Genomic DNA, 20003 nt, shown 5'->3' on the forward strand with positions numbered 1-20003 from the left:
AAACAATCACAATCCGTGCGTTTTAAAGTGAGACAAAGTGAAAGGGCCGCGAATGCGGCCCTTAATGGAGAGATTAATGATGCTCAACCGGATGGCTGTGCTCAATATCCTCATTTTTCCTACTGAAGCGGCGACGCACGACCACGAAGAATACCGGCACGAAGAAAATCGCCAGAACCGTCGCGGTAATCATCCCGCCCATTACGCCAGTACCTACGGCATTCTGCGCGCCGGAGCCTGCGCCGGAGCTGATAACCAGCGGCATTACGCCTAGGATAAACGCCAGGGAGGTCATCAGAATCGGACGCAGACGCATACGAACGGCTTCAAGCGTTGCCTCAATCAGGCCTTTGCCTTCTTTATCCATCAGGTCTTTGGCGAATTCAACGATCAGTATCGCGTTCTTCGCCGACAGGCCGATAGTGGTCAACAGACCAACCTGGAAGTAAACGTCGTTAGTCAATCCTCGGAAGGTGGCAGCCAGCAGCGCCCCCACAACACCGAGCGGAACGACCAGCATGACCGAGAATGGAATTGACCAGCTCTCGTACAGCGCCGCCAGACACAGGAAGACGACGATCAGCGAGATAGCGTACAGCGCTGGCGCCTGGTTACCTGACAAACGTTCCTGATATGACATACCCGTCCAGTCATAGCCGATACCGGCAGGCAGTTTACCCGCCAGCTCTTCCATCAGGTTCATCGCTTCACCGGTACTCTTACCCGGTGTCGCCTGGCCGAGGATTTCCATCGATGGCAGACCGTTGTAGCGCTCCAGACGCGGCGAGCCGTATTCCCAGCGCGAGGTTGAGAAGGCGGAGAACGGTACCATCTGTCCATCGCTACCGCGTACGTACCAGTTGCCAATGTCTTCCGGCAGCATGCGGTATTTCGCTTCGGACATGATATACACTTTCTTCACGCGGCCACGGTCAATGAAGTCGTTGACGTAGCTTCCGCCCCATGCCGCGCCAAGCGTCGTGTTGATATCGCTGATAGACACGCCAAGCGCCTGCGCTTTTTCCTGATCGATATCCACTTTGAACTGCGGAGTATCTTCCAGGCCGTTTGGACGAACGCCGCTCAATACGTCAGGGTGCTGCGCAACCATTCCAAAAAGCTGGTTACGTGCCTGGGTCAGTTTTTCATGGCCCAGGCCAGCCTGGTCGATCAGCTGGAAGTCAAAGCCCGTTGCGGTACCGAGTTCAACAATTGCCGGCAGGTTAAAGGCGAAGACCATTGCATCTTTAATCTGCGAGAAATAGCCCATCGCGCGGCCGGTAATCGCCTCAACTTTGTTCTCTTCGCCTGGACGCTGGCTCCAGTCCTTCAGAGAGACGAACGCGATACCGGTGTTTTGTCCACGACCCGCGAAACCAAAACCGTTTACGGCGAATACCGATTCAACGTTATCTTTCTCTTTGGTGAGATAGTAATTGGTCATCTCATCCAGTACTTTCTGGGTACGCTCCTGAGTTGCGCCTGCAGGCAGCTGCGCCATGCTCAGGAATACGCCCTGGTCTTCGTCTGGCAGGAACGAACTTGGCAGACGAACGAACAGCCAGGCCATTCCCACAACGATGATCAGGTACAGCACCAGATAGCGACCGGTACTACGCAGGATGTTGCCTACGCTGTCGGTATAGTGATGCGTGCTCTTATCAAACATGCGGTTAAACCAACCGAAGAAGCCAGTGGTTGCGCCATGGCTGCCTTTTTGGATTGGCTTCAGCATCGTGGCGCAAAGCGCCGGGGTGAGAATCAGAGCGACCAGCACCGACAGCGCCATCGCGGAGACGATGGTGATCGAGAACTGGCGGTAAATCGCACCGGTGGAACCACCAAAGAAGGCCATCGGGATAAACACCGCAGAAAGCACCATCGCGATACCTACCAGCGCGCCCTGAATCTGGCCCATCGATTTACGCGTGGCTTCCTTCGGCGGTAGCCCTTCCTCTGCCATTACACGTTCGACGTTTTCCACCACCACGATGGCGTCATCCACAAGCAAGCCTATGGCGAGCACCATACCAAACATGGTGAGCGTGTTTATCGAGAAACCGAACAGCGCGAGGATGGCGAACGTCCCCAGCAGTACGACCGGCACGGCAATCGTCGGAATCAAGGTGGCGCGGAAGTTCTGCAGGAACAGATACATTACCAGGAACACCAGGATGATGGCTTCAACCAGCGTTTTTACCACTTCGTGAATGGAGATCTGCACGAATGGAGTGGTGTCATACGGATAAACAATCTTCAGGCCAGAAGGGAAGAAAGGCTCCATTTTCTTCAGTTCGGCGCGAATGGCGTTTGCGGTATCCAGCGCGTTCGCGCCGGTCGCCAGTTTAATACCCAGACCAGAAGCTGGCTGACCGTTAAACTTCGCGATAACGTCATAGTTTTCACCACCCAGCTCAATGCGCGCGACATCGCGCAGACGAACCTGGGAGCCATCCTGGTTAACCTTCAGCAGAATGTTGCCAAACTCTTCAGTATTGGTCAGACGAGTCTGCGCCACGATGGAGGCATTCAGCTGCTGGCCTTTCACCGGGGGCGTACCGCCTAACTGTCCTGCTGCAACCTGGGCGTTCTGCGCTTTCAGGGCGCTGATAACGTCAACCGGCGTCAACTGGAAGTTATTAAGTTTGTTTGGGTCCATCCAGATACGCATAGCGTACTGGGAACCAAACAACTGCACGTCACCAACGCCGCTGGTACGGCTAATCGCATCTTTCATGTTGGCGGCAACATAGTCAGAAATGTCATCCTGATTCATGGTGCCGTTAGTATTAATAACGCCGACAACCATCAGGAAGCTGCTGGATGCCTTTTCAACGCTAATACCCTGCTGCTGTACTTCCTGCGGCAGCAGCGGTGTCGCCAGCGCCAGTTTGTTTTGAACCTGTACCTGAGCAATATCCGGATCGGTACCGGATTCAAAGGTCAGAGTGATGGTTGCTGTACCGGTGGAGTCGCCATTTGAAGACATGTACATCAGGTGATCGATACCGTTCATGTTCTGTTCGATAACCTGAGTCACGGTGTTCTGCACGGTTTCTGCGTCGGCACCGGGGTACATGGCCGTGATGGAAATTGCCGGCGGCGCAATCGTCGGATATTGCGCTATTGGCAACTTGAGGATCGAGAGCCCCCCAGCCAGCATAATGATGATGGCGATCACCCAGGCAAAGATGGGGCGATCGATAAAGAAATTAGGCATGTCTTAACGGCTCCTGTTTAAGTTAAGACTTGGTTTGTTCTGACTGAGCGTTGCCTGCGGCTTGCTGTTTTTCATCAGAAACGACTTCCTGCGCTTTTACCTGTACGCCTGGTTTGACTTTCTGCAGACCGCTAATAATGACGCGATCGCCAGTTTTCAGCCCTTCGGTGACCAGCCATTTATCGCCAATCGCCTGAGTGGCGGTAATCTGGCGAACTTCGACTTTATCGCCTTCGCCGACAACCATCGCGCTGGCATCGCCGCGCGGGGTACGGGTTACGCCCTGCTGCGGAACCAGAATCGCATCAGGATTTACGCCTTCTTCCAGGCGCGCGCGAACGAACATGCCGGGCAGCAGAGTGTGATCCGGGTTCGGGAAAATCGCGCGCAGCGTGATAGAACCGGTAGTCTGATCAACGGTAACGTCGGAGAACTCCAGCGTACCGTTCTGCGGGTATTTCAAACCGTCGTTAGTGACCAGTTCAACCTTCGCTTTACCGTTCTCCTGCTGCAGTTTGCCGTTAGCCAGCTCTTGTTTCAGACGCAGAAAATCGTTGCTCGATTGAGTCACATCCACGTAGATAGGATCAAGCTGTTGCACGGTCGCCAGGGCAGTAGTCTGGCCGTTCTGCACCAGCGCGCCTTCCGTGACCGCGGATTTACCAATGCGGCCGCTGATCGGGGAGGTCACCTTAGTGTAGGCCAGATTGATGCGCGCGGTTTCAACCGCGGCTTTAGCGGCGACGACGGCAGCGTTGCTCTGCTGGGCCGTGGCTACGGCAGTATCGTAATCCTGTTGGCTAATGTACTTAGTGCCTAACAGTTTCTGGTAACGTTTAACCGTCAGCTGATCCATATTGGCGGCAGCCTGCGCTTTGGCTAAATCGCCTTTCGCGCTTTCATAGGTGGCTTGATAGGTTGCCGGATCGATTTGATAAAGAGACACGCCAGCCTGGATATCGCTGCCTTCGGTGAAGTTACGTTTCAGAATAATGCCACTGACCTGAGGACGAACTTCCGCAACGCGATAGGCGCTGGTACGGCCCGGCAGTTCAGTAGTAATTTGTAGAGGAGCGGATTTGAGCGTCACAATACCGACTTCCGGCATTTGCTGGGCTCCTTGCTGAGCCGGTTTGTCGTCACATCCTGTTAGCGCTAAGCTGCCTGAGAGCATCAGAACGACCGCCAGAGGCGTTAACCCTCTGTTTTTGTTCATATGTAAACCTCGAGTGTCCAATTTCAAATTGTTCAGTGGCTCAATCGACCACAAACCCACTGCTGTGTTTCTATTATGGTCATGCTATGGTACATACATTCACAAATGTATGTAAACGTAACCTCTGTAAACTCATCGACCTATGGCACGAAAAACCAAACAACAGGCGCTTGAGACCCGGCAACATATTCTGGATGTTGCTCTGCGTTTGTTTTCGCAGCAAGGCGTATCATCCACCTCGCTGGCCGCAATTGCAAAAGCTGCCGGTGTGACGAGGGGGGCTATCTATTGGCATTTCAAAAATAAATCGGACTTATTTAATGAAATATGGGTACTGTCAGAAGCCAATATTAACGATCTCGAAGTTGAGTATCGGGCAAAATTCCCCAACGATCCACTGTCAGTTGTGCGAGAGATCTTAGTGTATATCCTTGAAGCCACTGTGACAGAAAAACGCAGACGGCTGATGATGGAAATCATCTTTCATAAATGTGAATTCGTCGGTGAAATGGTCACGCTGCAAGAAGCGCAGCGCATTCTTTGCCTTGAGAGCTACGACCGTATCGAACAAACATTAAAGGAGTGCATTGTCGCGAAGATGCTACCCGCCAATTTATTAACCCGCCGGGCGGCGATCCTCATGCGCAGCTATCTTTCCGGCCTGATGGAGAACTGGCTTTTGGCGCCGAACGCCTTTGATCTGCAAAAAGAAGCGCGGGATTATGTCGAAGTCCTGCTGGAAATGTATCAATTTTGCCCCTCTCTGCGCAGTTCTGAAGGACTGGACGCTTAACCCGGCTAGCGGACACCAGAGGAATGATTCCTGCTGTCCGCCGCTATTTTAGTGATAACAGAAGTGCTATTCTTCGCGCTGCGACGATCCCCGGTATTCTCCGGCTTTTGCAATCACTCATGTTAACACTATGCTGCATACTATCCGTTGGCGAAATGCCCTCTCTGCTGTAGTTCTTACCCTGATGCTTTTTATCGGCTGTATTAGCGTTAATTCGGCGCTGGCGGCTGATTTACCTGAACGCTCCGAGGTCCAGAGCCAGCTCACGACGCTGAACAAGCAAAAAGATTTGACTCCCCAGGATAAGCTGGTTCAGCAGGACCTGACTCAGACGCTGGAAACGCTCGATAAAATTGAGCGCATAAAGTCGGAAACGACGCAGCTGCGCCAGCAGGTCGCTCAGGCGCCTGCGAAAATGAATCAGGCTATCGATAGCCTGAACGCGCTAAGCGATGTCCCCAACGACGAGGCGACGCGTAAAACGCTGAGCACCTTGTCGCTGCGCCAGCTGGAATCGCGTGTCTCTCAGACTCTGGACGATTTGCAAAACGCGCAAAACGATCTGGCGACTTATAATAGTCAGCTTGTTTCGCTACAGACGCAGCCGGAACGCGTGCAGAATGCGATGTATTCCGCCTCTCAGCAGCTGCAGCAGATCCGTAATCGTCTGAATGGCACGACTACGGGCGAAGAGGCGCTACGTCCTACCCAGCAGAATTTGCTGCTGGCGCAGCAGGCCTTGCTGAATGCACAGATAGATCAACAGCGTAAAAGCCTGGAAGGCAATACGGTGCTGCAGGATACCCTGCAAAAGCAGCGTGACTACATCACCGCTTACAGCAATCGACTGGAGCACCAGCTTCAGCTGTTGCAGGAAGCGGTGAATAGCAAGCGCCTGACGCTGACGGAAAAGACGGCTCAGGAAGCAGTTTCTCCGGACGAAACGGCCCGTATTCAGGCAAACCCGCTGGTCAAGCAGGAGCTGGACATTAATCACCAGCTGAGCGAAAGGCTCATTTCGGCAACGGAAACGGGTAATCAGCTGGTTCAGCGCAACATCAAAGTGAAGACCTGGCTCGATCGTGCTCTGCAATCCGAGCGCGATATTAAAGAGCAGATTTCCGTGCTGAAAGGCAGCCTGCTGCTGTCGCGAATCCTTTATCAGCAACAGCAAACGCTGCCCTCTGCGGAGGAGCTGAGCGACATGACCAACCGCATCGCCGACCTGCGCCTTGAGCAGTTCGAGGTCAACCAGCAGCGCGATGCGCTATTCCAGAGCGATGCGTATGTCGCGAAGCTGGAGGAGGGGCATAGCAGCGAGGTGAATCCCGAAGTGCATGATGCGCTTCTTGAGATTGTTGATATGCGCCGGGAACTGCTCGATCAGTTTAATAAACAGCTCGGCAACCAGCTGATGATGGCGATTAACCTGCAAATCAATCAGCAGCAGCTAATGAGCGTGTCAACCAACCTGAAAGCCATCCTGACGCAGCAGATTTTCTGGGTAAATAGCAACCGCCCGATGGACTGGGAGTGGTTTAAAGCCTTCCCGGAGGCGCTGAAAGGACAGTTTAAGGCGATGAAAATCACTGTAAACTGGGAAAAGGCCTGGCCTGCGGTATTTATCGCTTTTCTGGCCGGCCTGCCGCTGCTGCTGATTGCCGGTCTGATTCGCTGGCGTCTGAACTGGCTGAAAGCGTATCAGGCTAAGTTGGCGTCGCAGGTGGGGCAACTGCGCAACGATACGCAGCTCCACACGCCGAAAGCGATTCTTATCGATCTGATTCGGGCGCTGCCTGTGGTGCTGGTCATACTGGCCGTCGGTCTGATTCTGCTGACGATGCAGCTGAATATTAGCGACCTTCTGTGGGCCTATAGCAAGAAGCTGGCGCTATTCTGGCTGGTGTTTGGCCTGTGCTGGAAAGTGCTGGAAAAAGACGGCGTGGCGGTGAGCCACTTTAATATGCCGTCACAACTGACCAGCCACTGGCGGCGGCAGATTGTTCGCGTGAGCCTTGCGCTGCTGCCGCTCAACTTCTGGTCGGTGATGTCGGAACTGTCGCCGCTGCACCTGATGGATGACGTTCTCGGGCAGTTCGTTATTTTCCTCAACCTGTTGCTGATCGCGGTGCTGGTCTTGCCGATGTGCCGCGAAAGCTGGCGTGATAAAGAATCTCACAGCCTGCGCCTTATCACCGTTACCGTGCTATCGATCGTTCCCATCGCCCTGATGGTGCTGACGGCAACCGGCTATTTCTATACGACGCTGCGTCTGGCCGGCCGCTGGATTGAAACCGTTTATCTGGTGATGCTGTGGAACCTGTTGTATCAGACCGTGCTGCGCGGCCTGAGCGTGGCCGCGCGGCGTATTGCCTGGCGCCGCGCGCTGGCGCGTCGTCAGCATCTGGTTAAAGAGGGGGCTGAAGGGGCCGAGCCGCAGGAAGAACCGACAATTGCTCTGGAGCAGGTTAACCAGCAAACGCTGCGTATTACGATGCTGGTGATGATCGCGCTGTTTGCGGTCCTGTTCTGGGCGATTTGGTCGGATCTCATCACCGTCTTCGCCTATCTCGATAGTATTACGCTGTGGCATTACAACGGTACCGAAGCCGGGGTCAGCGCCGTGAAAAGCGTTACCATGGGGAGTCTGCTGTTCGCGATTGTCGCTTCGATGGTTGCCTGGGCGTTAATTCGCAACCTGCCGGGACTGCTGGAAGTGCTGGTGCTGTCCCGACTAAATATGCGCCAGGGTGCGTCTTATGCCATTACGACAATCCTTAATTACGCCATTATCGTTATTGGCGCGATGACGGTATTTGGCGCTCTGGGCGTCTCGTGGGATAAACTACAGTGGCTGGCAGCGGCGCTGTCGGTTGGTTTAGGCTTCGGCTTACAGGAAATATTCGGTAACTTTGTTTCCGGTCTGATTATTCTCTTTGAGCGCCCGGTGCGCATTGGCGATACGGTGACCATTGGCACCTTCTCCGGCACCGTCAGCAAAATCCGCATTCGCGCCACGACCATCACCGATTTTGATCGTAAAGAGGTGATTATCCCCAATAAGGCCTTCGTGACTGAGCGTCTGATTAACTGGTCGCTCTCCGATACCGTCACCCGCGTTGTCATCCGCCTTGGCGTAGCGTACGGTTCTGACCTGGATAAGGTTAAAGAAGTGCTGCTTAAGGCCGCGCACGAGCATCCGAAAGTGATGCAAGAGCCCGCGCCGTCGGTTTTCTTTACCACTTTCGGCGCCAGTACGCTCGATCATGAACTACGACTATACGTGCGCGAACTTCGCGATCGCAGCTATGCGGTGGATGAGCTTAACCGGGCGATCGATCGTTTGTGTCGTGAGAACAATATTGATATCGCCTTTAACCAGCTGGAGATTCATCTTCGCAATGAGAAGGGCGATGAAGTCACCGAGGTGAAGCGGGATAAAGGCGACGATGCCACTCCGGCGATGAGCTAAGCATGGCGGGGCGGTAAATACCCGCCCCGCAGATTTTAATGGCTGAGCGAGGAGAGTTCTTCCTGGCTCAGACCCGTAAGCTCCATCACCATCTTAGGATCCTGCCCGCTGGCGAGCATTTTCAGCGCAATGCTGTGCGAGATTTCTTTACGGCCTTCCTGTCGACCCTCCAGTCTGCCTTCTCTTCTCCCTTTTTTACGACCTTTCTCTTCCAGCCATTTGGCAATCGTCATCGGTAGCTCCCTGTGCCTGGGCGACTGCTTCGCCAGTTCGCGAATAAGGGGCCCGGGCTTTTCCGTTATACCCGCCTGCAGCATATAGCTGATTAGGGTATTGATTTGGGTTTCCGTGAGATATCCTTGCGCCAGCAGCGCAATCAGCATCGGTTGCAATTCGGCCAGATCGCGCTGGCGGATATGCTTCTGCAACAGTTCCAGCATCGCCATACGCTGGTGGAGGATGAATTGATTAACTGGCATAACGGTCAGGTCCACCAGTGGAAAATCACCGCCGTACAGCGCGCTGGTAAGCTCAGGATGGTCAAAGAGATGATGCCAGTTGAGCGTATGCGGCCAGGGACTGACGGCGCCGTGATAAAACAGAATGGGGACCACAAGGGGCAACGTATCGTGGCCAGCATCAAGGTGACGCTGTATGGCTGCGAGCGTATAGCGCATCAGGCGCAAAGCCATGAGCTTGTCCGGAGAGCTTTGATGTTCAATCAGCGTATAGATATATCCGGCGCCGTGCCGCGTTTGCAGAGAGTAAAGTATATCCGAGTAGCTGGAGTGCAGGTCTTCTTCGATAAAACTGCCTGAAGCCAGCTGCAGCGTACTAAGATCGCAGATACTTAAAAACTGCGCCGGGAGGTAAAGCTGTAAAAAATCGCGGGCGACCTCTTTCTGAGTCAACATTTGACGAAAGATGGCATCGTGCGGCGTACGTGAGAATCTTTCCATGAGCATTTATCCGTTTTGGTAAGGGCAGGCGATGACTCTGCCACTCCCAACGATCCGGCAACAGGCTACTCCGGCGCGTTTTGCGAGGCCTCTTCCGCACTTTTTACTTTGTTTTCATAATCGCGACGGATAATCTCCAGCGCAGCTAGCACGGTTTGCGCAGGGACATTATTTTCCTCAAGCAGCATGATTAAATCGACGGCCAGCTTGACCTCGTCAGGCGCATTTTCCAGCGACATCTTTCTTCCTCCACTTAACGTGTTAATCGGGCCAGCCTGTTTTCAATTTTTTCCAGCGCGTCGCGACAGCGGGCAAGGCGTGCGGCGTAGGCGTCAACTTCTTTTGCCAGCCGCTGCTGTTCATCAAGAGATGTGGCTTGCGCCAGCTGTCTCTGGCGATCGTTGCGCATGGCCAGCAGACGCCGCTCATATTCCTGATGCTGGATACGCCGGCGCTGCCAGCGGCTAAGCGTCGGCGAAGCGCTATCCCAGGCGCGTAACGACCAGGTGGCCGTTTCCCGGCTAATGGCGGCGATTTGGGCCACAAGATGTTCCGCCAGCCAGGCAACCTGGGGGAGCTGCTGGCGTTCGACCGCCAGCTTTAACTCCGTTAAACGATCGCTGGCCTCATTGAGATAAGCCTGCATCTGCGTGCTGCGGGTCCGAAACAGCTGGCGATCGAAACGCGGGCTGAGGGTCGCGTGATTCGCCATTGGTGCTACCCGGACGGCCAGCTCCGCAAGCTGATTTTCCAACGAATGTAAAAGCCGGGTGGTTTTCAAATAACTCCTCCATCCCCTGATAAGCAACTGTGCTACATTAGCGTTATCTTCTTGATAACGATTCGCATTATGCCACGTATTATTTTGATCATCATTGGCTGGCTGGCGGTAGCGCTGGGAACGCTGGGCGTATTTTTACCGCTACTGCCGACGACGCCTTTTATCCTGCTTGCCGCCTGGTGCTTTGCGCGCTCGTCGCCGCGTTTTCACCACTGGCTTTTGTACCGCTCATGGTTTGGCGGTTACCTGCGTCACTGGCAGAAATACCGCGCCATGCCGCCGGGAGCGAAGCCGCGCGCGATAGCGATGATTTTGCTGACCTTTGCTATTTCCCTGTGGCTGGTTAATCTTACCTGGGTGCGCATCTTGCTGCTGATCATTCTGGCCTGTCTGCTGATATTTATGTGGCGCATTCCGGTGGTTGATGCAAAGCAACAAAAGCACTGATGCGCAATAATGATGGTTGCAATTGTCGCTGACAGCCAGTAAATTCTGGCGTTTTCGAGCGCGGGTAAGCCTGGTCAAAGGTTAAACAAATGTTTCTTTGGCCCATTTGGCATGCCCGTGAGTAATACCGTTTTAATCAGGCATACACTTATGACCGCAACAGCACAGCAGCTTGAATATCTGAAGAACAGCATCCAAAGCATCCAGGACTATCCGAAACCTGGCATCCTTTTCCGTGATGTCACCAGCTTGCTGGAAGACCCGAAGGCCTATGCGCTCAGCATTGAACTGCTGGCCGAGCGTTATAAAGACGCGGGTATTACCAAAGTGGTGGGCACCGAAGCGCGTGGCTTCTTGTTTGGCGCACCGGTTGCGCTGGCGCTGGGCGTAGGCTTTGTTCCGGTACGCAAGCCGCGTAAGCTGCCGCGTGAGACCATCGCAGAAAGCTACGAGCTTGAGTACGGCACCGATCAGCTGGAAATCCATGTCGATGCGATCAAAGAAGGCGATAAAGTCCTGGTGGTTGACGATCTGCTGGCAACCGGCGGCACCATCGACGCCACCGTGAAGCTTATCCGTCGCCTGGGCGGTGAAGTGCACGATGCGGCTTTTATTATCAATCTGTTCGATCTGGGCGGCGAGCAGCGCCTGGAAAAACTGGGAATTAACTGCTATAGCCTGGTCCCTTTCCCGGGTCACTAAGCAAATCCCTCCACATAGCCTCGCTGATTGAGCGGGGCTGTGATAGCATGACCCCCTCGTGATTTCACCTTCCAGCGTTTCAGAGCCAGCCCATGAGTTATCAGGTCTTAGCCCGTAAATGGCGCCCACAAACCTTTGCTGACGTCGTCGGCCAGGAACATGTGCTGACCGCACTGGCGAACGGCTTGTCGTTAGGGCGCATTCATCATGCCTATCTCTTTTCCGGCACCCGCGGCGTGGGTAAAACCTCTATCGCACGTCTGCTGGCAAAAGGATTAAACTGTGAAACCGGTATTACCGCCACGCCATGCGGCGTCTGCGATAACTGCCGTGAAATAGAACAGGGGCGCTTTGTCGATCTGATAGAGATCGATGCCGCTTCGCGTACCAAAGTCGAAGATACCCGCGATCTGCTGGATAACGTTCAGTACGCGCCGGCCCGTGGTCGCTTCAAGGTCTATCTGATCGATGAAGTCCATATGCTTTCGCGCCACAGCTTCAACGCGTTGTTAAAAACGCTGGAGGAGCCGCCGGCGCACGTAAAATTTCTGCTGGCGACCACCGATCCGCAGAAGCTGCCGGTGACCATTCTTTCCCGCTGCCTGCAGTTCCATCTTAAGGCGCTGGATGTCGAACAGATTCGCCATCAGCTTGAGCATATCCTCGGCGTCGAGCAGATCGCTTTCGAACCGCGCGCGCTGCAGCTGCTGTCGCGCGCGGCGGATGGCAGCCTGCGCGATGCATTAAGCCTGACCGATCAGGCTATCGCCAGCGGCGACGGCCGTCTGACGGCTGAATCCGTTAGCACCATGCTCGGTACGCTTGACGACGATCAGGCGCTCTCGCTGATTGAAGCGCTGGTGGCCGCCGATGGCGAACGCGTCATGGCCGGCGTCAATGAAGCTGCCGCTCGCGGCGTGGAGTGGGAGGCTTTGCTGGTGGAAATGCAGAGCCTGTTGCATCGCATTGCAATGGTTCAGCTGTCGCCGTCGGCGCTGGGGGCGGATATGGCCGCGATAGAGCTACGCATGCGCGAGCTGGCGCGGACGGTGCCGCCTACCGATGTTCAGCTGTACTATCAAACGTTATTAATTGGCCGTAAAGAGCTTCCATACGCGCCGGATCGCCGGATGGGCGTTGAGATGACGCTTCTGCGTGCGCTGGCGTTCCATCCGCGTATGCCGCTGCCGGAACCGGAGGCGCCGCCGGCACAGGCTATTCAGGCCGCCCCTGCACAGCAGTCCGCCCCGGCATCCGCTCCACCGCCGCCGCCGCCGCAGAATTTGCCGCAGACCACCAGCCAGGTGCTGGCGGCACGCAGCCAACTGCAGCGCAGCCAGGGAGCGCCCACCCCAAAAAAGAGTGAACCGGCAGCCGCTTCCCGCGCGCGGCCGGTGAATAACGCTGCGCTGGAACGACTGAGTTCGATTACTGAACGCGTACAGGCGCGTCCGGCTGCTGCTGCGCTGGAAAAAGCGCCGGCGAAAAAAGAAGCTTATCGCTGGAAATCGACGACGGTTGTTGAAACCGTGAAAGAAGAAGTGGCGACGCCGAAGGCGCTGAAAAAAGCGCTGGAGCATGAAAAAACGCCGGAACTGGCGGCAAAACTGGCTATTGAAGCGGTCGAGCGCGATAGCTGGGCGGCGGAAGTCAGCCGGCTTGCGGTGCCAAAGCTGGTGGAGCAGGTCGCCCTCAATGCCTGGAAAGAGCAGGAGGGTAACCGCGTCTGCCTGCATCTTCGCCCGAGCCAGCGGCACCTGAATTCGGCGGGCGCGCAGCAAAAGCTGGCGGAAGCGCTCGGTATTTTGTACGGTACGCCGGTTGAATTGACCATCGTGGAAGATGATAATCCCGCGATGCGCACGCCGCTTGAGTGGCGGCAGGCAATTTATGAAGAAAAGCTCGCGCAGGCGCGTGAAGCGATTATTGCGGATAATAACATTCAGACGCTGCGTCGCTTTTTCGATGCGGACCTGGATGAAGAGAGTATTCGCCCCATTTGATTGCAAGTCTGACTTGCGGTCAGCATCCTTAACGATGACCTACTGAGAGAGAAGCCTATGTTTGGTGGAAAAGGCGGTCTGGGTAACCTGATGAAGCAGGCCCAGCAGATGCAAGAAAAAATGCAGCAGATGCAGGAAGAAGTCGCTCGACTGGAAGTGACCGGTGAATCCGGCGCAGGCCTGGTCAAAGTCACCATCAACGGTGCGCATAACTGCCGCCGCGTTGAGATCGACCCGAGCCTGCTGGAAGACGACAAAGAGATGCTGGAAGATCTGGTGGCCGCTGCGTTTAACGATGCCGCCCGCCGCATCGAAGAGACGCAGAAAGAAAAAATGGCGTCTGTGTCCGCCGGTATGCAGCTGCCGCCAGGCTTTAAGATGCCGTTCTGATGCAAACCAGTCCGCTGTTAACGCAGCTTATGGAAGCACTGCGCTGCCTGCCGGGCGTCGGCCCGAAGTCGGCGCAGCGCATGGCGTTTACCCTGCTGCAGCGCGATCGCAGCGGCGGGATGCGCCTGGCGCAGGCGCTGACGCGCGCGATGTCGGAAATCGGCCACTGCGCCGATTGCCGCACATTCACCGAGCAGGAGGTATGCAATATTTGCAGCAACCCTCGGCGGAAGGAAAACGGCCAGATCTGCGTGGTAGAGAGCCCAGCGGATATCTACGCTATCGAGCAGACCGGGCAGTTTTCCGGTCGTTATTTTGTGCTGATGGGCCATCTGTCGCCGCTTGACGGCATCGGGCCGGATGACATTGGGCTCGATCGCCTGGAGCAGCGTCTGCGTGACGAATCGATGCAGGAAGTGATCCTCGCAACCAACCCAACGGTTGAAGGGGAGGCGACCGCGAACTATATCGCCGAGCTTTGCGCGCAGTATGGCGTAGAGGCGAGCCGTATCGCTCATGGCGTACCGGTCGGCGGCGAGCTGGAAATGGTTGACGGCACAACGCTGTCACACTCTCTTGCCGGACGGCATAAGATTCGTTTTTAATCAAACGGAGGCGCTTTTCGGGGCCTCCGCTTGAAAACGTCTTCCTCTGTCCCCATCTCACCCTCAACGGTTTTTTTACCATTAACAATGGCATTGTTGAGGTTGATTTAGATGAAAGGACAAGAAACTCGTGGTTTTCAGTCAGAGGTTAAGCAGCTTCTGCACCTGATGATCCATTCTCTTTATTCCAACAAAGAAATTTTCCTGCGTGAGCTGATTTCCAACGCCTCCGATGCGGCCGACAAGCTGCGCTTCCGCGCGCTGTCCCAGCCGGATCTATATGAAGGCGACGGCGAACTGCGCGTGCGTGTTTCATTTGATAAAGACAACCGCACCCTGACCATTGCCGATAACGGCATTGGTATGAACCGCGATGAAGTGATTGACCATCTCGGCACCATCGCCAAGTCCGGTACCAAAGCATTCCTTGAGTCCATGGGCTCTGACCAGGCGAAAGACAGCCAGCTGATTGGCCAGTTCGGCGTGGGCTTCTATTCAGCGTTTATTGTCGCCGATAAAGTCACCGTACGTACCCGCGCGGCGGGAGACAGCGCAGAAAATGGCGTATTCTGGGAGTCCGCCGGCGAAGGCGAATATACCGTTGCCGACATTAACAAAGCCGATCGCGGTACCGAGATCACGCTGCACCTGCGCGAAGGCGAGGATGATTTCCTCAACGACTGGCGCGTGCGTTCGATCATCAGCAAATACTCCGATCACATCGCGCTGCCGGTGGAAATTGAAAAACGCGAAGAAGTGGACGGTGAAACCGTCATTACCTGGGAGAAAATTAACAAAGCCCAGGCGCTGTGGACGCGCAATAAGTCGGAAATCAAAGACGACGAGTACAACGAGTTTTATAAGCATATTGCCCATGACTACAGCGATCCGCTGACCTGGAGCCACAACCGCGTTGAAGGCAAGCAGGAGTACACCAGCCTGCTGTATATCCCGTCGCAGGCGCCATGGGATATGTGGAATCGCGACCATAAACACGGCCTGAAGCTGTACGTACAGCGCGTTTTCATCATGGATGACGCTGAGCAGTTTATGCCGAACTACCTGCGCTTCGTCCGCGGCCTGGTCGACTCCAACGATCTGCCGCTGAACGTGTCGCGTGAAATCCTTCAGGACAGCAGCGTGACCCGCAATCTGCGCACTGCGCTGAGCAAGCGCGCCCTGCAGATGCTGGAAAAACTGGCGAAAGACGACGCGGAAAAATATCAGACCTTCTGGCAGCAGTTTGGCCTGGTGCTGAAAGAAGGCCCGGCGGAAGACCACGCTAACCAGCAGACCATTGCTAAACTGCTGCGTTTCGCCAGTACCCATACCGATTCCGCCGCGCAGACCGTGTCGCTGGAAGAGTACGTCTCCCGCATGAAAGAAGGGCAGGAGAAGATTTACTACATTACCGCCGACAGCTACGCCGCCGCGAAGAGCAGCCCGCATCTGGAACTGCTGCGTAAGAAAGGCATTGAAGTGCTGCTGCTTTCCGATCGCATCGACGAGTGGATGATGAGCTATCTGACCGAGTTCGACGGTAAGCCGTTCCAGTCGGTGGCGAAAGCCGATGAGTCGCTGGATAAGCTGACGGACGAAGTGGATGAAACCACAAAAGAAGCTGAGAAGGCGCTGGAGCCGTTCGTTGAGCGAGCCAAAACGCTGCTCGGCGACCGGGTGAAAGAGGTTCGCCTGACCCATCGTCTGACCGATACGCCGGCCATCGTTACCACCGACGCGGATGAAATGAGCACCCAAATGGCGAAACTGTTTGCCGCTGCGGGCCAGGCCGCGCCGGAAGTGAAGTACATCTTCGAACTGAACCCGCTGCATCCGCTGGTAAAACGCGCGGCGGACACTCAGGATGATGCGCAATTCGGCGAGTGGGTTGAGCTGCTTCTCGATCAGGCGCTGCTGGCCGAGCGCGGTACGCTGGAAGATCCGAACCAGTTTATTCGCCGCATGAACCAGCTGCTGGTGTCGTAATCTTTCCCCTCAGCCTCACCCTCTCCCTGTCAGGGAGAGGGGACTTGCCCGGCATTGACATGCTGGCGCGGAGGCTGTCATCGTTTAGCCTGCTTCTCCCTGTTCCCCTGCTGGCTCCGGCGCGTGTTTTCTTCCTTGCCCTGCGGGAGAGGAGCGGAATGAGGGCAACAAAACGCACTCTGCGTAAAATATCTCACCATTAACCGTTTCAGCCGCCCCGCCTTCCTTGAGCCATCCGCGTTCTGGTGGTATGGTTTAGCGTTTTTTGAAATATTGAATCAACTTTTGAGGGGATTTTCGTAATGCGTATTATTCTGCTTGGCGCTCCGGGCGCGGGTAAAGGAACTCAGGCTCAGTTCATCATGGAGAAATACGGTATTCCGCAAATCTCCACCGGCGACATGCTGCGTGCCGCGGTGAAGTCAGGCTCCGAGCTGGGCAAAAAGGCGAAGGATATTATGGACGCCGGTAAGCTGGTCACCGACGAACTGGTTATCGCCCTGGTGAAAGAGCGTATCACTCAGGAAGATTGCCGCAACGGATTCCTGCTGGACGGCTTCCCGCGCACCATTCCTCAGGCTGACGCCATGAAAGAAGCGGGCATTGCCGTAGATTACGTACTGGAATTCGATGTTCCTGATGAACTGATCGTTGACCGCATCATCGGCCGTCGCGTTCACGCTGCTTCCGGCCGCGTTTATCACATCAAATTTAATCCGCCGAAAGTCGAAGGCAAAGACGATGTGACCGGCGAAGAGCTGACCACCCGTAAAGACGACCAGGAAGAGACCGTGCGTAAGCGTCTGGTTGAGTATCATCAGATGACGGCTCCGCTGATCGGCTATTATCAGAAAGAAGCCGAAGCGGGCAATACCCAATACGCGAAAGTTGATGGCACCAAAGCGGTGGCGGACGTTCGCGCCGAACTGGAAAAAATCCTCGGTTAATTCCGTTAGTTCTCATCCCGCAGCGGCGGGGTGAGAACTCCTCTCATTTTACCTTTTTCTATGATTGGTTCCGTTTAGCGCCATTTCAGCTACAATTGTCAGCGATTCAAATGGTTAAGAGGCGGTAATGCATCAGACGAAAACAGGTATCTTATTAGCCAATTTAGGCACTCCCGATGCGCCCACGCCCGACGCGGTTAAGCGCTATCTACGACAGTTTCTTAGCGATCGGCGCGTGGTGGATACCTCCCGTCTACTGTGGTGGCCGTTGCTGCGCGGCGTGATACTGCCCCTGCGCGCCCCCAGGGTCGCTAAGCTCTATCAGTCCATCTGGATGGAAGACGGCTCGCCGCTGATGGTCTATAGCCAGCAGCAGCGGCAGGCGCTGGCCGCGCGGCTTCCGGATACGCCGGTGGCGCTGGGGATGAGCTACGGCTCGCCGTCGCTGGAGAGCGCGGTGGATGAACTGCTGGCGCAGGGTGTGGACCACATCGTGGTGCTACCGCTCTATCCGCAATACTCCTGCTCTACCGTGGCGGCGGTCTGGGATGAGCTGGGGCGTATCCTCGCCAGAAAGCGCGCGATTCCCGGCATCTCTTTTATTCGCGACTATGCCGATGATGTGGACTACATTCACGCGCTGGCCGCCAGCGTACGCGCTTCGTTTGCGGTGCACGGCGAGCCGGATTTACTGCTGCTCTCCTATCATGGGATTCCACAGCGTTACGCTCAGCAAGGGGATACCTATCCTCAGCGCTGTCGCGATACCACTCGTGAACTGGTTTCAGCCCTTGGCCTGTCGCCTGACCGGGTCATGATGACTTTTCAGTCGCGCTTTGGTCGTGAGCCGTGGCTGACGCCCTATACTGACGAAACGCTGAAAATGCTCGGTGAGAAAGGGGTGAAGCATATTCAGGTTATCTGCCCCGGCTTTGCTGCCGATTGCCTGGAGACGCTGGAAGAGATCGCGGTGCAAAACCGGGAAATCTTCCTTGAAGCCGGCGGCCAGCAATATGAGTACATACCGGCGCTTAATGCGGACACCGCGCATATTGAAATGATGGTCAACCTGACGGCGAAATATCGCTGATCGCGCGTGCGGCGGGGAGTATGCTACTATTCCCCGCTTGTTCACTGTCAATAAATCGCCACTATGAAATTTCCCGGTAAACGCAAATCCAAACACTATTTTCCCGTCAACGCTCGCGATCCGCTGCTGCAACAAATTCAGCCGGACAATGAGTCTAACGTCGCCTGGGTCGTCGGCATCGATCAAACCCTGGTCGATATCGAAGCGAAAGTGGATGAGGCGTTTATCGTACGCTACGGCCTGAGCGCCGGGCATTCGCTGGTGATTGAGGATGATGTCGCCGAAGCGTTGTACCAGGAACTGGTCCGCAACGATCTGATTACCCACCAGTTTGCCGGTGGTACCATCGGAAACACCATGCACAACTACTCGGTGCTGGCGGATGACCGCTCGGTTCTGCTTGGCGTCATGTGCAGCAATATTGAAATCGGCGGCTACGCCTATCGCTACCTGTGCAACACCTCCAGCCGTACCGATCTGAACTACCTGCAAGGCGTGGATGGCGCGATTGGTCGCTGCTTTACCCTTATTAGCGACTCCGGCGAGCGCACCTTTGCGATCAGCCCCGGTCATATGAATAAGCTCCGCCCGGAAAGCATTCCGGAAAGCGTGATCGCCGGCGCTTCCGCACTGGTGCTGACCTCCTACCTCGTCCGCTGCAAGCCGGGTGAGCCGATGCCGGACGCGACGATGCAGGCCATCAAATATGCGAAAAAGCACGATGTACCGGTGGTCCTGACCCTGGGGACTAAATACGTTATCGCTGATAATCCGGCGTGGTGGCAGGCGTTCCTCAAAGAACACGTTTCTATTCTGGCGATGAACGAAGAAGAGGCGGAAGCGCTGACCGGACTATCCGATCCGCTGCTGGCTTCCGACAAAGCGCTGGAGTGGGTTGACCTGGTACTGTGCACCGCCGGGCCCGCCGGGCTGTATATGGCCAGTTTTACCGAGGATGAGGCTAAGCGCAAAACGCAGCATCCGCTGCTGCCTGGCGCGATTGCCGAGTTTAACCAGTATGAATTCAGCCGCGCGATGCGCCACCAGGACTGCGAGAATCCGCTGCGTATTTATTCGCATATCGCACCCTATATGGGCGGGCCGGAGAAGATCATGAACACCAACGGCGCCGGCGACGGCGCGCTGGCGGCACTGCTGCACGACATCACCGCTAATAATTATCATCGCAATAACGTGCCGAACTCCAGCAAGCACAAATGCAAATGGCTGACCTATTCCTCGCTGGCGCAGGTGTGTAAATACGCTAACCGCGTGAGCTATCAGGTGCTGAACCAGCATTCACCGCGTCTGACCCGCGGCCTGCCGGAGCGTGAAGATAGTCTGGAAGAGGCCTACTGGGATCGTTAAGCCGGTAAATAAAGTCGGCCCCGG

At 55.4% G+C, this 20003-nt stretch carries 16 protein-coding genes and 1 other annotated feature; of the genes, 11 read left to right on the top strand and 5 right to left on the bottom strand.

The features are described 5' to 3' along the window. Window positions 1-73 precede the first annotated feature (73 nt). Both acrB and acrA read right to left on the bottom strand, forming a co-directional pair. Complete coding sequence (gene acrB / locus IAE27_RS01100) at window positions 74-3220, bottom strand: multidrug efflux RND transporter permease subunit AcrB (protein ID WP_004099650.1); 3147 nt, start codon at window positions 3218-3220, stop codon at window positions 74-76. Window positions 3221-3242: 22 nt separating this feature from the next. Further along, a complete protein-coding gene (gene acrA / locus IAE27_RS01105; RefSeq protein WP_004111040.1) occupies window positions 3243-4436 on the bottom strand; it encodes a multidrug efflux RND transporter periplasmic adaptor subunit AcrA in 1194 nt (397 codons plus the stop codon). A gap of 142 nt (window positions 4437-4578) precedes the next feature. Here acrA and acrR point away from each other — a divergent pair, with 142 nt between their 5' ends. Both acrR and mscK read left to right on the top strand, forming a co-directional pair. Then, window positions 4579-5229 carry a multidrug efflux transporter transcriptional repressor AcrR gene (gene acrR, locus IAE27_RS01110; protein WP_004099655.1) on the top strand — a complete coding sequence of 217 codons (651 nt, stop codon included), beginning with the start codon at window positions 4579-4581 and terminating at the stop codon, window positions 5227-5229. Window positions 5230-5359: 130 nt separating this feature from the next. After that, window positions 5360-8701, top strand: coding sequence for a mechanosensitive channel MscK (gene mscK / locus IAE27_RS01115; protein WP_200091527.1), 3342 nt, complete (start codon window positions 5360-5362; stop codon window positions 8699-8701). Window positions 8702-8736: 35 nt separating this feature from the next. Here the strand turns inward: mscK and IAE27_RS01120 are convergent, their stop codons facing one another. The 3 genes from IAE27_RS01120 to priC form a co-directional block, all read right to left on the bottom strand. Then, entirely contained in the window at window positions 8737-9660 is a 924-nt protein-coding gene (locus tag IAE27_RS01120) for an Rpn family recombination-promoting nuclease/putative transposase (protein ID WP_070557209.1), read from the bottom strand. 65 nt (window positions 9661-9725) lie between these two features. Further along, entirely contained in the window at window positions 9726-9899 is a 174-nt protein-coding gene (gene rsmS / locus IAE27_RS01125) for a pleiotropic regulatory protein RsmS (protein ID WP_004099661.1), read from the bottom strand. A 14-nt stretch (window positions 9900-9913) separates the two neighbouring features. Next, a complete protein-coding gene (gene priC / locus IAE27_RS01130) occupies window positions 9914-10441 on the bottom strand; it encodes a primosomal replication protein N'' (RefSeq protein ID WP_004099666.1) in 528 nt (175 codons plus the stop codon). 69 nt (window positions 10442-10510) lie between these two features. Here priC and IAE27_RS01135 point away from each other — a divergent pair, with 69 nt between their 5' ends. The 9 genes from IAE27_RS01135 to IAE27_RS01175 all read left to right on the top strand — a co-directional run bounded on the left by IAE27_RS01135 (window position 10511) and on the right by IAE27_RS01175 (window position 19979). Continuing rightward, complete coding sequence (locus IAE27_RS01135) at window positions 10511-10888, top strand: DUF454 family protein (RefSeq protein WP_004099668.1); 378 nt, start codon at window positions 10511-10513, stop codon at window positions 10886-10888. A 150-nt stretch (window positions 10889-11038) separates the two neighbouring features. Further along, window positions 11039-11590, top strand: a complete 552-nt coding sequence (apt, locus tag IAE27_RS01140; RefSeq protein ID WP_004099669.1) for an adenine phosphoribosyltransferase — start codon at window positions 11039-11041, stop codon at window positions 11588-11590. A gap of 92 nt (window positions 11591-11682) precedes the next feature. Further along, on the top strand, window positions 11683-13593 hold the full coding sequence (gene dnaX, locus IAE27_RS01145; RefSeq protein ID WP_004099671.1) for a DNA polymerase III subunit gamma/tau: 1911 nt from the start codon (window positions 11683-11685) through the stop codon (window positions 13591-13593). Next, window positions 12926-12990 (top strand) — a sequence feature (DnaX frameshifting element). (Overlaps the previous gene by 65 nt.) Window positions 13594-13650: 57 nt before the next feature. Next, window positions 13651-13983, top strand: coding sequence for a YbaB/EbfC family nucleoid-associated protein (locus IAE27_RS01150; RefSeq protein ID WP_004099673.1), 333 nt, complete (start codon window positions 13651-13653; stop codon window positions 13981-13983). Further along, window positions 13983-14588, top strand: a complete 606-nt coding sequence (gene recR, locus IAE27_RS01155) for a recombination mediator RecR (RefSeq protein WP_004099675.1) — start codon at window positions 13983-13985, stop codon at window positions 14586-14588. Before IAE27_RS01150 ends, recR begins: the two co-directional genes overlap by 1 nt. Window positions 14589-14699: 111 nt before the next feature. Continuing rightward, window positions 14700-16574: a molecular chaperone HtpG gene (gene htpG, locus IAE27_RS01160; protein ID WP_070557211.1), complete on the top strand. Its 1875-nt coding sequence runs from the start codon at window positions 14700-14702 to the stop codon at window positions 16572-16574. A 302-nt stretch (window positions 16575-16876) separates the two neighbouring features. After that, window positions 16877-17521, top strand: a complete 645-nt coding sequence (adk, locus tag IAE27_RS01165) for an adenylate kinase (protein ID WP_004099679.1) — start codon at window positions 16877-16879, stop codon at window positions 17519-17521. 127 nt (window positions 17522-17648) lie between these two features. Next, complete coding sequence (hemH, locus tag IAE27_RS01170; protein WP_004099681.1) at window positions 17649-18611, top strand: ferrochelatase; 963 nt, start codon at window positions 17649-17651, stop codon at window positions 18609-18611. A gap of 63 nt (window positions 18612-18674) precedes the next feature. After that, on the top strand, window positions 18675-19979 hold the full coding sequence (locus IAE27_RS01175; RefSeq protein WP_004099683.1) for an inosine/guanosine kinase: 1305 nt from the start codon (window positions 18675-18677) through the stop codon (window positions 19977-19979). The last annotated feature ends 24 nt before the right edge of the window (window positions 19980-20003 follow it).

Source organism: Klebsiella sp. S69 (assembly GCF_016516145.1).
In the GTDB taxonomy this organism is placed as follows: Bacteria; Pseudomonadota; Gammaproteobacteria; order Enterobacterales; family Enterobacteriaceae; genus Klebsiella; species Klebsiella oxytoca.

Bases quoted from the DNA above. Each gene is read 5' to 3' on its own strand.
- recR (WP_004099675.1), top strand. From the start codon at position 13,983: ATGCAAACCAGTCCGCTGTTAACGCAGCTTATGGAAGCACTGCGCTGC.
- IAE27_RS01135 (WP_004099668.1), top strand. From the start codon at position 10,511: ATGCCACGTATTATTTTGATCATCATTGGCTGGCTGGCGGTAGCGCTG.
- IAE27_RS01150 (WP_004099673.1), top strand. From the start codon at position 13,651: ATGTTTGGTGGAAAAGGCGGTCTGGGTAACCTGATGAAGCAGGCCCAG.
- dnaX (WP_004099671.1), top strand. From the start codon at position 11,683: ATGAGTTATCAGGTCTTAGCCCGTAAATGGCGCCCACAAACCTTTGCT.
- acrA (WP_004111040.1), bottom strand. From the start codon at position 4,436: ATGAACAAAAACAGAGGGTTAACGCCTCTGGCGGTCGTTCTGATGCTC.
- apt (WP_004099669.1), top strand. From the start codon at position 11,039: ATGACCGCAACAGCACAGCAGCTTGAATATCTGAAGAACAGCATCCAA.
- IAE27_RS01120 (WP_070557209.1), bottom strand. From the start codon at position 9,660: ATGGAAAGATTCTCACGTACGCCGCACGATGCCATCTTTCGTCAAATG.
- acrR (WP_004099655.1), top strand. From the start codon at position 4,579: ATGGCACGAAAAACCAAACAACAGGCGCTTGAGACCCGGCAACATATT.
- IAE27_RS01175 (WP_004099683.1), top strand. From the start codon at position 18,675: ATGAAATTTCCCGGTAAACGCAAATCCAAACACTATTTTCCCGTCAAC.
- adk (WP_004099679.1), top strand. From the start codon at position 16,877: ATGCGTATTATTCTGCTTGGCGCTCCGGGCGCGGGTAAAGGAACTCAG.
- htpG (WP_070557211.1), top strand. From the start codon at position 14,700: ATGAAAGGACAAGAAACTCGTGGTTTTCAGTCAGAGGTTAAGCAGCTT.
- acrB (WP_004099650.1), bottom strand. From the start codon at position 3,220: ATGCCTAATTTCTTTATCGATCGCCCCATCTTTGCCTGGGTGATCGCC.
- mscK (WP_200091527.1), top strand. From the start codon at position 5,360: ATGCTGCATACTATCCGTTGGCGAAATGCCCTCTCTGCTGTAGTTCTT.
- hemH (WP_004099681.1), top strand. From the start codon at position 17,649: ATGCATCAGACGAAAACAGGTATCTTATTAGCCAATTTAGGCACTCCC.
- rsmS (WP_004099661.1), bottom strand. From the start codon at position 9,899: ATGTCGCTGGAAAATGCGCCTGACGAGGTCAAGCTGGCCGTCGATTTA.